Source organism: Clostridium grantii DSM 8605, assembly GCF_900129965.1.
Classification (GTDB): Bacteria; Bacillota; Clostridia; order Clostridiales; family Clostridiaceae; genus Clostridium_AF; species Clostridium_AF grantii.
On the sequence record NZ_FQXM01000002.1, the window covers coordinates 378,570 to 391,279 of the forward strand.

At 30.3% G+C, this 12,710-nt stretch carries 11 protein-coding genes; 9 read left to right on the forward strand and 2 right to left on the reverse strand.

Annotation, left to right across the window (positions count from 1 at the left end; genetic code table 11):
* The first annotated feature begins 19 nt into the window (after positions 1-19).
* The 6 genes from BUB83_RS01715 to BUB83_RS01740 all read left to right on the forward strand — a co-directional run bounded on the left by BUB83_RS01715 (position 20) and on the right by BUB83_RS01740 (position 7,707).
* Positions 20-2,386 carry an FtsK/SpoIIIE family DNA translocase gene (locus BUB83_RS01715; RefSeq protein WP_073336352.1) on the forward strand — a complete coding sequence of 789 codons (2,367 nt, stop codon included), beginning with the start codon at positions 20-22 and terminating at the stop codon, positions 2,384-2,386.
* A 77-nt stretch (positions 2,387-2,463) separates the two neighbouring features.
* Positions 2,464-3,798, forward strand: coding sequence for a 30S ribosomal protein S12 methylthiotransferase RimO (gene rimO, locus BUB83_RS01720; RefSeq protein WP_073336354.1), 1,335 nt, complete (start codon positions 2,464-2,466; stop codon positions 3,796-3,798).
* A complete protein-coding gene (gene pgsA / locus BUB83_RS01725) occupies positions 3,782-4,330 on the forward strand; it encodes a CDP-diacylglycerol--glycerol-3-phosphate 3-phosphatidyltransferase (protein WP_073336356.1) in 549 nt (182 codons plus the stop codon). Before rimO ends, pgsA begins: the two co-directional genes overlap by 17 nt.
* A gap of 189 nt (positions 4,331-4,519) precedes the next feature.
* On the forward strand, positions 4,520-5,602 hold the full coding sequence (recA, locus tag BUB83_RS01730) for a recombinase RecA (protein ID WP_073336358.1): 1,083 nt from the start codon (positions 4,520-4,522) through the stop codon (positions 5,600-5,602).
* Between the two features lie 168 nt (positions 5,603-5,770).
* Positions 5,771-7,318: a ribonuclease Y gene (rny, locus tag BUB83_RS01735; RefSeq protein WP_073336360.1), complete on the forward strand. Its 1,548-nt coding sequence runs from the start codon at positions 5,771-5,773 to the stop codon at positions 7,316-7,318.
* A 122-nt stretch (positions 7,319-7,440) separates the two neighbouring features.
* Positions 7,441-7,707 (forward strand): stage V sporulation protein S, encoded by a 267-nt coding sequence (locus tag BUB83_RS01740; RefSeq protein ID WP_073336362.1) that lies wholly within the window; start codon positions 7,441-7,443, stop codon positions 7,705-7,707.
* Positions 7,708-7,732: 25 nt separating this feature from the next.
* Here the strand turns inward: BUB83_RS01740 and BUB83_RS01745 are convergent, their stop codons facing one another.
* Entirely contained in the window at positions 7,733-7,942 is a 210-nt protein-coding gene (locus BUB83_RS01745) for a DUF378 domain-containing protein (protein WP_073336364.1), read from the reverse strand.
* A 169-nt stretch (positions 7,943-8,111) separates the two neighbouring features.
* On the opposite strand from BUB83_RS01745, the gene BUB83_RS01750 reads away from it, so the two are divergent.
* Positions 8,112-8,879: a sulfite exporter TauE/SafE family protein gene (locus BUB83_RS01750; protein ID WP_073336366.1), complete on the forward strand. Its 768-nt coding sequence runs from the start codon at positions 8,112-8,114 to the stop codon at positions 8,877-8,879.
* 121 nt (positions 8,880-9,000) lie between these two features.
* Here the strand turns inward: BUB83_RS01750 and BUB83_RS21470 are convergent, their stop codons facing one another.
* Complete coding sequence (locus BUB83_RS21470) at positions 9,001-9,177, reverse strand: ribosome alternative rescue factor ArfA (protein ID WP_143160449.1); 177 nt, start codon at positions 9,175-9,177, stop codon at positions 9,001-9,003.
* Between the two features lie 377 nt (positions 9,178-9,554).
* Here BUB83_RS21470 and BUB83_RS01755 point away from each other — a divergent pair, with 377 nt between their 5' ends.
* Positions 9,555-10,931 (forward strand): NCS2 family permease, encoded by a 1,377-nt coding sequence (locus BUB83_RS01755; RefSeq protein WP_073336368.1) that lies wholly within the window; start codon positions 9,555-9,557, stop codon positions 10,929-10,931.
* Positions 10,932-10,977: 46 nt separating this feature from the next.
* Positions 10,978-12,702 (forward strand): adenine deaminase, encoded by a 1,725-nt coding sequence (gene ade, locus BUB83_RS01760; RefSeq protein WP_073336370.1) that lies wholly within the window; start codon positions 10,978-10,980, stop codon positions 12,700-12,702.
* Positions 12,703-12,710: the final 8 nt, after the last annotated feature.

Sequence of the window (12,710 nt, forward strand, 5' to 3'; positions counted from 1 at the left end):
CAAGTAGTGAGGTGATTTTATGACAAAAAGAATGAACAAAAAAACTAAAGACAATAGAAATATAAAAAGTAAAAAAATAAATAGTGATATAAAAGGGATTATTTATAGCACAGTTGGAGTACTAATGTTGATGAGTATTTTTTTCTCTACTTCATCAGGTATATTAGGAAAAACCTCTTATAAACTTTTGTTTACGGTATTTGGAATAGGTGCTTATATATTCCCAGTTATATTAATTCTAGTGGGGATATCAATAATATTTTCAAAAGGTAAACTTAAGTATAATACTAGATTTTTCGGGATTTTATTATTTATTATAAATACTTTATTATTTATTCAAATGGTTACACTTTTAGATTTTTATTATGAAAAAGATATATTAATTGGAATTAATAATATTTATAATTCATCTTCTGTGTTACATGGAGGAGTATTAGGATTTTTAATTGACGTGCCATTATACAGCTTATTTGGGAAAGCAGGTTCTTATATAATTTTCACTTCGTTCTACATAATATCTTTGATTCTTATTTTTGAAATTTCTCTTCATAAACTATTTGTATCTATATATGATAATATGAAGGATAAAAGAAAAGAAACTAGTGAAAAAAGACCTAATAAAGAAGTTAAAGAAGTTAAAGAAGAAATTTTTGGGTTAAATAAGAATGAGAAAGAAAAGTTTATAGGAGATTTAAATAAAAAGATAAAGATATTAGATTTTATGAAAAAGAATAATATGGAAGAAGTTGCTGTAGAGAATAATAATGAAAGCGATATAAAATTTGATGAAGTGAAATATAATAACGAAGAAATAAAAGAAGAAATAAAAGAAGGAATTAAAGAAGAAAGTATAATATTTAATATAGATGATGGAATGGATGTAAAAAGTAAGAAAAAAGAAAAAGTTGATGAAAAATCAAAAGAAGAAGTATTTATTGAAATAAAGGAAAATAATTTATATCAAGAAACAGAGTATAGATACCCACCTTTAGATTTACTTAAATTTAATCCATTTTCTAAATCAAATAAAGGGGATAAAAAAGATTTATTGAAAAGTGCAAAGAAACTTGAAGAAACTTTAGAAAGTTTTGGAGTGGTGGCAAAGGTAATTCAAGTAATAAAAGGCCCTACAGTAACACGTTATGAGCTTCAACCTAACTCTGGAGTAAAGGTAAGCAAGATTGTTAACTTGTCTGATGATATATCTCTTTCATTAGCTGCTATTTCTGTGAGGATAGAAGCACCCATTCCGGGTAAGAGTGCAGTAGGTATAGAAATTCCTAATGATAACACATATCCTGTATATTTAAGAGAGGTAATTGATAGTGAAGAATTTAAAAACTCTCCTTTAAATGTAACTTTTGCTTTGGGAAAAGATATAGGAGGAAATTGTATTGTATCTGATTTAAATAAAATGCCTCATATGCTTATAGCTGGGGCAACAGGCTCAGGCAAAAGTGTGTGCATAAACACATTGTTGATAAGTTTATTATACAAATATTCTCCAGAAGATGTAAAATTACTTTTAATAGACCCTAAAATGGTGGAACTAAATGTGTATAATGGAATTCCTCATTTATTGATTCCAGTGGTAACACAACCTAAGAAGGCAGCAGGTGCTCTTCATTGGGCTGTTACTGAAATGACAAGAAGATATCAATTATTTGCAGATAGTAATACAAGAAACATAGAAGGATATAATGAATTATTTATTAAAGGCAAGGTTGAGGACAAACTACCTTGGATTATAATAGTTATTGATGAGTTAGCAGATTTAATGATGGTTTGTGCTGGTGAGGTAGAAGAATACATTGGAAGACTTGCTCAGATGGCAAGAGCAGCTGGAATGCATTTAGTTATAGCCACCCAAAGGCCTTCGGTAGATGTAATAACAGGGGTTATAAAAGCTAATATACCTTCAAGAATTTCATTTTCTGTATCAAGCCAAATAGATTCCAGAACAATCTTGGATTCTTCAGGAGCAGAAAAACTTTTAGGTAAGGGAGATATGTTGTTTTTGCCGGTAGGAGCATCGAAACCTTTAAGAATTCAAGGAGCATTTATATCAGACGAGGAAGTAGAAAAAATCGTTGATTATATAAAAATTAAAGAGGAAGCTCCTAAATATGAAGAAAAAATTATGGAAGAAATAAATAAAAAAGCGGAAGGAAATAGCGACGAAGAAGATGAATTAATTGAAGAAGCAATTGATGCAGTATTAGAAGCAGGACAAGCATCAGCTTCTTTTCTTCAAAGAAAGTTTAGAATTGGGTATAATAGGGCAGCAAGATTGATAGATCAAATGGAGGATAGGGGAGTTATTTCAGGTAGAAATGGAAGTAAACCTAGACAAATTTTGATTGATGAAAAAGAAATGGATAATTAAATTTATTGTTTATTAATGCATTTTGTATTAAAATGTTATGTGAACTAAGATTTTGATGATTTTAAGGAGGAAATATTTTGACAAAATTAAAAGTTGGCTTAATTAGTTTAGGTTGCGACAAAAATAGAATTGATTCAGAAATTGTACTAGGAAAGCTTGCGGGTGATTATGAAATAACAAATAATTCAAATGAGGCTGATATTCTTATTGTTAATACATGTGGATTCATAGAAAGTTCAAAACAAGAATCTATTGATACTATTTTAGAAATGGCAGAGTATAAAAAAGGAAGATGTAAGTTTTTAATAGCTACAGGATGTTTGACTCAAAGATATAAAGAAGAATTGACAGAGTTAATTCCAGAGCTTGATTTAATGTTAGGAGTTAATGATTACGAAAAAATAGGAGAATATATCAAAGAAGCTTTGGAAGAAAAAGGGTATGTTAATACTTTTAATTATAGTGACACTAATATAAATAAAGGAGAAAGAATTCTAACTACTCCAAATCATTATGCTTATATAAGAATATCTGAAGGATGTGATAATAATTGTACTTATTGTATTATCCCAAAAATCAGAGGGAAATATAGAAGTAGAGCTATGGAAGATATTTTAAAAGAAGCAAAATCCTTAGCAAAACAAGGGGTTAAAGAATTAATATTAGTAGCTCAGGATACTACAGTTTATGGAATTGATTTGTATAAAGAAAAACTTCTTCATAAACTTTTAAATGAATTATCACAAGTAGAAGGAATAGAATGGTTAAGAATACTTTATTGTTATCCAGAAGAAATATACGATGAATTAATATATGAAATAAGAGATAACAATAAAGTGAGTAAATATTTAGATATGCCTATTCAACATATAAGCAATGATGTACTAAAAAGGATGAACAGAAGAACAACCAAAGAACAGATATGGGAAAAAATAAATAAATTAAGAAAAGAAGTTAAAGATATTGCACTTAGAACTTCATTAATAGTCGGCTTTCCAGGAGAAACGGAAGAAGAATTTAGTGAATTACTTTCATTTGTAGAAGAAGTTAAATTTGATAATTTAGGAGTGTTTACTTATTCTCAAGAAGAAGATACACCAGCTGCAAAAATGAAAAAACAAGTTTCAGAAGAAATGAAAGAAGTTAGATACGGAATAATAATGGAAACTCAACAAATCATATCAAAAGAAGTGAATGCAGATAAAATAGGAAAAACATATGAGGTTTTGGTTGAAGGAAGAAACCAAGAAAACTGGATTGGCAGAAGTGGGCAAATGGCACCGGACATAGATGGTACAATTTTATTTTCTTGTGATAAAGAATTAGAATTAGGCCAATTAGTTAATGTTAAAATCAGTGAAACACTTGACTATGATTTAATAGGAGATGTGGAAGATGAATCTTGCAAATAAGCTAACAATAATACGTATCTTTTTAGTGCCGATTTTTTTGGTTTTTGTTTCAATTAACACTGCAAATAATGTAGGTTTAATAGTGGCTACTTTAATTTTTATAATAGCTGCAATTACAGATAAACTTGATGGTTATATAGCTAGAAGTAGAAATCAAATAACTTCATTCGGTAAATTTTTAGACCCTTTAGCAGACAAATTACTTGTATCATCTGCTTTAGTTTCTTTAGTGGAATTAGGTTCTATATCTGCTTGGTTTTGTATGGTTATAATAGCAAGAGAATTTGCTGTTACAGGACTTAGAACAGTAGCTGCAGCAGAAGGAAATGTTATAGCGGCTAGCGAATGGGGTAAAATTAAAACAGTAATTCAAATTGTAGCAATTATAGCTGCATTCTTGGATTTAATAGTGGCAAATACATTTTTACATTATTTCACTGTATTTAGTTTATATGTTGCACTAATAATTACAATAATATCTGGAATAGATTATTTTGTTAAGAATAAAAACACTATTTCTGTAGATAAGTAGAAAAAAATTAAAGTTAGATGTATTATTCTTTAGATATTTTTGTGAAGTGATTAAAATCAATTTAAATGGTCAATAATGAAGAAGATAATGAAAAATTATAAATAAGATTTACTTTAAAGGTTGACTATAAGAAAATGGTAATGTATAATTAAGTTAGAACATTTGTTCGCGGAAAGGGTGGTGTACTTTATGGCAACAGCAAATACTGAAAAATTAAAAGCACTTCAAAATGCAATGGCTAATATAGAGAAACAATTCGGTAAAGGGTCTATAATGAAATTAGGTGAACATGATGTGATGAAAGTTGAATCAATTTCATCGGGGTGTTTATCTCTTGATATAGCATTAGGTATTGGTGGAGTACCTAGAGGAAGAATTGTAGAGGTTTATGGACCAGAATCTTCTGGTAAAACAACTGTGGCTTTACACATGGTAGCTGAAGCACAAAAGGATGGAGGAACTGCAGCATTTATAGATGCAGAACATGCACTTGATCCGGTTTATGCAAAAGCTTTGGGAGTAGACATTGATGATTTAATAGTATCTCAACCAGATACTGGAGAGCAAGCCTTAGAAATATGTGAAGCATTAGTAAGATCGGCAGCTGTAGACATTATAGTTGTGGACTCAGTAGCGGCATTAGTTCCTAGAGCAGAAATTGAAGGGGAAATGGGAGATGCTCATGTGGGTCTTCAAGCAAGACTTATGTCCCAAGCTCTTAGAAAATTAGCTGGTGCTATAAGCAAGTCCAACTGTGTAATCATATTTATTAATCAATTAAGAGAAAAAGTAGGAGTAATGTTTGGAAATCCTGAAACAACTCCAGGCGGGAGAGCTTTAAAATTCTACGCTTCTGTTAGATTAGATGTTAGAAGAAGTGAAACAATAAAACAAGGGGATCAATTTCTTGGAAATAGAACAAAAATTAAAGTTGTTAAAAATAAAGTTGCCCCACCATTTAAAACAGCTGAATTTGATATAATGTATGGAACAGGTATCTCTTATGAAGGTAATGTTTTAGATGTAGGAGTAGCAGAAGATATTATACAAAAAAGTGGTTCTTGGTTCTCTTATAATGAAACTAGATTAGGCCAAGGAAGAGAAAATGTTAAGAATTATTTTACTGAAAATCCAGAGTTAGTTAGTACTATTGACAGACAAATAAGAGAAAAATTTGGATTACCTGTTAAGGAATTGCCAAAAGAAGCAACTAAAAAAACTGTAAAAGAAGTTAAAGAACCAAAAGAACCAAAAGAGCCAAAAGAAAAGTAATTGTCAATTAAATACAGGAAACTTACAAAAGCTTGACAATAAATTAAAATTAAAGTAAAATATTATTAAATTCTGGTTTGATATAGAAAATGATGTTTAAATGAGCACCTTTTAGCTTCTAGGCCTATTTTTGCACTTACCAAAGTAAGCAAGGAGGTGTTTTTGCATATGAAACCAAATTTAGTATTACTGTGGCTTATAGTCATTGTATTAATATTAGTTTGTATTCTAGTTATTGTTTATATCAGAAAGAATATTGCTCTATCAAAAATAAGTGAGGCTGAACAAAAATCTAAACTTATTTTAGATGAAGCTGAAAAAGAAGCAGTTGCTAAAAAGAAAGAATCAATCTTGGAGGCAAAAGAAGAGGTACACAGACTTAGGAATGATTTAGAAAGAGATCAAAGAGAAAGAAGAAATGAGATTCAAAGGCTTGAAAGAAGATTAATTCAAAGAGAAGAAGTTCTTGATAAGAAGACAGAGGCAGTTGAAAAAAGAGATGAGTTTTATAATAAAAAATTACAAGACTTAAAAGAAAAAGAAGATTTAGTAGATGAAACTATCAATGCCAGAAGACAAGAACTTGAAAGAATCTCTGAACTAACTACTGAAGCCGCAAAGGATATCCTTTTGGATGAAGTAAAAAAAGAAGTGAAACATGAAGCAGCAATTATGGTTAAAGAAATCGAGAATAAAGCTAAAGAAGAAGCTGATAAGAAAGCAAGAGAGATTATATCTTATGCTATTCAAAGATGTGCAGCTGATCACGTAGCTGAAAGTACAGTCCATGTAGTAACTCTACCTAATGATGAAATGAAGGGTAGAATTATTGGAAGAGAAGGTAGAAATATAAGAGCAATAGAAACACTTACAGGGGTTGATTTAATTATTGATGATACTCCAGAAGCTGTTATATTATCAAGTTTTGACCCTATACGTAGAGAAGTAGCCAAAATAGCTTTAGAAAAATTAATTGTTGATGGTAGAATTCATCCAGCAAGAATTGAAGAAATGGTTGAAAAAGCTAAGAAAGAAGTAGAAAATGACATTAAAGAAGAAGGCGAGCAAGCTACCTTTGAAACTGGTGTTCATGGACTTCATCAAGAATTAATTAGATTACTTGGAAGACTTAAGTATAGAACAAGTTATGGTCAAAATGTACTTAAACATTCTATTGAGGTTTCCTATTTAGCTGGTTTGATGGCTTCAGAATTAGGGATGGACCCAACTATAGCCAAAAGAGCCGGTTTGTTGCATGATATAGGAAAAGCAGTTGACCATGAGATTGAAGGCCCACATGCGCTTATTGGTGCTGATGTTGCTAAAAAATATCATGAGTCTGCAAAAATTGTTAATGCTATAGGTGCTCATCATGGTGATTTGGAAATGGAATCGATTGAAGCAATGCTTGTTCAAGCAGCAGATGCTATTTCGGCCGCTAGACCTGGTGCTAGAAGAGAAACCCTTGAAACATACATCAAGAGATTAGAGAAACTTGAAGAAATAGCTAACACCTATGAAGGCGTTGAAAAATCATTTGCTATTCAAGCAGGTAGAGAGATTAGAATCATGGTTAAACCAGATGAAGTTAGTGATGAAGGTTGCGTAGAAATGACTAGAAATATTGTAAAGCTTATTGAAAAAGAATTAGAATATCCTGGTCAAATAAAAGTAAACATCATCAGAGAAACAAGACATGTAGATTACGCGAAATAAAAAAAACCCTCTATTATTAAATAAAATAGAGGGTTTTTTATTTTTTTGTAGAATATGTAATATATACTAATAAAAAGTGTTTGAACCATAAAATATAATAAAAACTGGGGTAGGTGGTAGAATTGAATCCATTAAAAGTATCTAGTAAATCTAATTGTAATTCTGTAGCAGGAGCAATTGCAGGGGTAGTAAAAGAACATGGACATGCCGAGATTCAAGTGGTAGGAGCAGCATCTATAAATCAAGCTATCAAATCAATAGCTATAGCAAGAGGCTTTGTAGCAGCCAGCGGTGTAGATTTAATCTTCATTCCGGCTTTTTCAGAAGTGATGATTGATGGAGAAACAAGAACGGCTATGAAATTTATTGTAGAACCTAGAAGAAGATAAAATGAAGACTCTTAAAAAAGAGTCTTCATTTTTTAAATTTACTCTTACTTATTAATAATAAAGCATTTATTCCTGATGCACCTACTAGTATGTAAATAAGTCTTTCAATTATTGTAACGGATCCGAATAAAATATAAACTAGATTTACATTGAATAAACCGAATAATCCCCAATTTAGAGCTCCAATAAGTATTAAAATTAATGAAATTTTGTCTAAAGTGCTCAATTTATACATACTTTACCTCCTAAAAGTTTTTATTAGTAAAGTATATAAGGAATATCTTTCAAATAGAACTAATATTTCATAGAGAATATTTATATTATTGAAAAAAATATATGAATAAAGATAAAAATATGATATAGTATTTGTTCACCGCAAAATTTTAAACAAAAGGATGGGAAAGATGGAACTTATTTATTTTATAATTGCGCTGCTAGCGACTACATTAGGAACTATGACAGGATTGGGAGCAGGGGTTATAATAAAACCTTTACTTGACACTTTTGCTCATTTTGACTTATCAACCACAGGGCTGTTATCTTCCTTTGCTGTTTTCTTTATGGCCATTGTGTCTACAATTAAGCAATGGAAAGTAGGTTTTAAATTTGAAAAAAGATTATATGTTATATCAGCCGGAGCAATAATGGGTGGAATTATAGGAAATCTTTTATTTGGTAAATTTTTATTAATTGTACCAGAAGACATTGGAAAAGCAATACAAGCACTTATTTTAGCATTATTATTAATTATGGTGATTTTTAGATCAAAGCTACCACATTTCCATATTAAAAATTTAATAGCAACATTTATAATAGGAATTATACTTGGAACCATTGCTTCATTTCTAGGCATAGGTGGAGGACCCTTTAATGTAGCAGTATTAATAATGTTTTTTGCTATGGATATAAAGAAAGCAGCAATTAATTCTGTTTTTATCATACTGCTATCTCAATTTTCAAAGTTGTTAACTATATTAATAACAACTGGATTTTCATCTTATAATTTAAAAATGTTATGGTTTATGATACCAGCTAGTATTATTGGAGGACATATGGGTACTAAGCTTAATCATCATATAAGTTCAGAAAAAATTCATAAGATTTTTATATTGTTGGTAATACTAATGGTTGCTTTAAATGTGTACAATGCAATTGAATTTCTTTTTTTATAGTTTATAATAGGAATTAAAACTAAAATATCATGAAAAAATTGCTATATTCCAAAAAGGAATAGGCAATTTTTTTTGTTTCAAGTGAATATTAATTTAGAAGTGATAGTATATTACCTTAGCATCAGGTAATGAAAGGTTTTTCATGTTTTTCTTTTCTAGTATAGGAACCTTTCCCTTTTTTTGCTTTATGAATGCCTATACCTCTACCAATTTCATCTGTATCAAATTTTCTAATGTTAAATGGATCAATACTTATTACAAAAGAGAAACCTTTTTTAAATTTACTTTTTTTACTCATAAAATGACCACCTCTATATATTTTATTATACCTAAATAATAATGATTTATGTTATTAAAAAAAAGGTAACAACAACTGTTAAAAAATTTTTAATTTACAAAAATTTTTTAAGCAAATATCATTGACTTTAATTGTAAGAAGGAGTAATCTTAAACAGTAAAAGGTTTACATTAATTCAACGTTTCTTTTCCTCTGGTATAAGTGCAGGTACAGTAGTAGCTTTACTACTCAATTTAGTTTTAAAAGAAGAAACTCCTTTAAAAGTAGATTCAAACATAGATTCAAACATAGATTCAAAAACTATTTCACAATAAAGAATATTTAGGGAGATGCTACACATCTCCTTAATATATAAATTATTAAATGGAGGTATTCATATGGAAAAATTTTTTAAGTTAACAGAAAACAGAACTACTATTAAAAGGGAGGTAGCAGGGGGAATAACTACATTTTTAGCAATGGCGTACATAATTGCTGTAAACGGTATCATACTTAGCGATGCGGGGATGCCAAAAGCGGCTGTCATAACAGCAACTTGCTTAACAGCGGGAATAACTACTATCTTAATGGGGCTTATAGCTAATTTGCCATTAGCATTAGCATCTGGAATGGGACTTAATGCATTTTTTGCTTATACTGTATGTATTAAAATGAATATTTCTTGGGAAATAGCTCTTACAGCAGTATTTATCGAAGGTATTATTTTTATTATTTTATCATTAACAAAAGCTAGAGAGGCAGTAGCAAATTGTATACCTACTTCTTTAAAACTTGCGGTTACTGCAGGTATTGGATTATTTATAGCTTTTATTGGATTCGTAAGTGCAGGAATTGTTATAACTGATCCAGCTACAAAAGTAACTATGGGTAATTTTACAGACCCTACTGTTGTTATTACCTTTATTGGTATTTTAGTAATTGTTATATGCCATAAAAAGAATATCAAGGGAGCTATTTTAATTGGTATGGTTGTTAGTACTGCTATAGCATGGATTTATGCTGCAATATCACCTGAAAGTGCTGCTAGTTATATGATTTTTAAACCAGAGGGAACTCTTTTCGGATTTAGCTCCATAGCGCCCATCGCAGGAAAAATTCAATGGTCTTATATCTTTACACCATCTAAATTATGGTCCATAATGGGTATAGTAATAACTTTCTTGTTTGTGGATTTTTTTGATACATTAGGTACTTTAGTTGGAGTAGCTACAAAAGCTGATCTATTCGATAAAGATGGTAAGGTTAAAAATGGAGGAAAAGCTTTGTTGGTGGATTCTATTGGTACTACAATGGGAGCCATGCTTGGAACTTCTACAGTAACAACCTATGTTGAAAGTGCAGCTGGAGTTGCTGAAGGAGCAAGAACTGGACTAGCTGCTATTGTCACTGGGGTATTATTCCTTTTAGCTATGTTTTTTTCACCTTTATTTATGGCAATTCCAGGTTGTGCTACTGCACCGGCTTTAATTATGGTAGGACTATTTATGATAAGTAATGTAGTGAAGATTGACTTTGAAGATTTCACTCAAGGAGTGCCAGCATTTTTAACTATTGCTTTGATGCCTTTAACTTATAGTATAGGAGATGGACTTTCTATTGGTATACTTTCATATGGATTAATTAATTTCATTTCTAATGTATTAGAAAAGGATAAAACTAAGAGAAAGAAAGTATCAATAATTATATATATTTTAACTATTTTATTCATAATAAGATTACTTTTTACAGGATTACAGGCTAAAGGAATCATTTAAGGGTAAAATAAGAAAACTTAAAATTCTAGTAGCAGGAGGGTGCATAATGAAAGTAAGTAAAACAAAAAATTTAATCGAGGTGGCAACAGGTAGAAAAAAAGCAGATTTAGTTATTGAAAACTGTAATGTTGTCAATGTTTTTTCACAGGAAATCATATATGGGAAATTAGCAATTAGTGATGGAATATTTGTTGGTATTGGTGATTATGAAGGAGTAAATACAATGGATGGGGAAGGCAAATATATAGTTCCTGGTTTAATTGATTCCCATGTTCATATAGAATCTTCTATGGGATCACCCTATCAGTTTGCAAGGGCAGTACTTCCAAGAGGTACTACTACTGTAATATCAGATTGCCATGAAATCGCTAATGTAAAAGGACTTGAAGGAATCAAGTATATGATTGAGTCTAGTGAAAATTTACCACTTGATGTGTATATCATGTTACCTTCCTGCGTTCCTGCTACAAAATTCGAAACATCAGGAGCGGTACTAGAAGCAGAAGATTTAGAAGAACTTATTAAGCATGATAGAGTATTAGGCTTAGGGGAATTAATGAATTATCAAGGTGTTGTATTTACAGATGAAGGAATTATAAAAAAACTTGAACTAACTGATAAATACCATAAAGTAGTTGATGGTCATGGACCTGTTATAAAAGAAAAGGAGTTAAATGCTTATTCTTTAGCAGGGGTAAAAACTGATCACGAATGCATGAACCATAAAGAAGTATTAGATAGATTAAGAAATGGAATTTATATTGCAGTAAGAGAAGGTTCAGCTGCAAAAAATTTATTGGATATAGTTGGGACTGTGAATTCTTTTAATGAACGTAGATTTACATTTTGTACTGATGATAGGCATCCTAAAGATATTATTCAGGAAGGGCATATAGATAATAACATTAGAATTGCTATAAGAGGGGGAGTTAGTCCCATAACTGCAATTAGAATGGCAACATTAAATTCAGCAGAATGTTATGGACTAAAAAATCTTGGGGCCATTGCACCAGGGTATATAGCAGATTTTATAATAGTTGATAATTTAACAGATTTTAATGTTTTAAAAACTTTTAAAGAAGGAAAACAAATAAAAGAAGATTGGTATAAATATATAAAAGAAGATAAAAACCTATTAAAAGTAGTATCTAATAGTGTAAATATAAAAGAGTTCACTAAGGATGATTTAAAAATAAAATTGAAATCTGACTTTGCAAAAGTAATTAAAATTGTAGATCATAGTCTTTTTACAGAAAATGTAACAAGAAAAGTTATGAGAGACGAAGATGGTTTTTATGTGAATTCTGAAACACAAGATATATTACCGATTTATGTAATTGAGAGACATAAAGGAACGGGAAACATTGGTAAGGGCTTAATTGAAGGGTATGGACTGAAAAATGGAGCAATTGCCTCTACCATTGCTCATGATTCACATAATTTAGTGATTATAGGAGATAACCCTAGTGATGTTAAACTAGCTGCTGATAAAATAATTGAAATTGGCGGGGGATTAGTCATTGTAAAAGATGGTAAGGTAAGAGGATGCTTACCTTTGGATATCGCAGGCATAATGTCTAGTGAAGATTTAGAAATTGTATCAAAAGGACATGAGGAATTAAATAAAATTGCCACAGATGAATTAAAAATTAACGTAAATATAAATGCTTTCATGACCTTAGCATTTATGGCGTTACCTGTTATTCCTAAACTTAAAATTACTGATCAAGGGTTGTTTGATGTTGTAAAATTTGAGCATACTGATTTGTAAAAGTTTTG

What these genes read in the sequence shown, in the direction of transcription:
- BUB83_RS01750 (WP_073336366.1), top strand. Translation starts at nt 8,112, where the DNA reads ATGGAACTTATTTATTTTATAATTGCGCTGCTAGCGACTACATTAGGA.
- recA (WP_073336358.1), top strand. Translation starts at nt 4,520, where the DNA reads ATGGCAACAGCAAATACTGAAAAATTAAAAGCACTTCAAAATGCAATG.
- BUB83_RS01745 (WP_073336364.1), bottom strand. Translation starts at nt 7,942, where the DNA reads ATGTATAAATTGAGCACTTTAGACAAAATTTCATTAATTTTAATACTT.
- BUB83_RS01755 (WP_073336368.1), top strand. Translation starts at nt 9,555, where the DNA reads ATGGAAAAATTTTTTAAGTTAACAGAAAACAGAACTACTATTAAAAGG.
- ade (WP_073336370.1), top strand. Translation starts at nt 10,978, where the DNA reads ATGAAAGTAAGTAAAACAAAAAATTTAATCGAGGTGGCAACAGGTAGA.
- BUB83_RS21470 (WP_143160449.1), bottom strand. Translation starts at nt 9,177, where the DNA reads ATGAGTAAAAAAAGTAAATTTAAAAAAGGTTTCTCTTTTGTAATAAGT.
- BUB83_RS01715 (WP_073336352.1), top strand. Translation starts at nt 20, where the DNA reads ATGACAAAAAGAATGAACAAAAAAACTAAAGACAATAGAAATATAAAA.
- pgsA (WP_073336356.1), top strand. Translation starts at nt 3,782, where the DNA reads ATGAATCTTGCAAATAAGCTAACAATAATACGTATCTTTTTAGTGCCG.
- rny (WP_073336360.1), top strand. Translation starts at nt 5,771, where the DNA reads ATGAAACCAAATTTAGTATTACTGTGGCTTATAGTCATTGTATTAATA.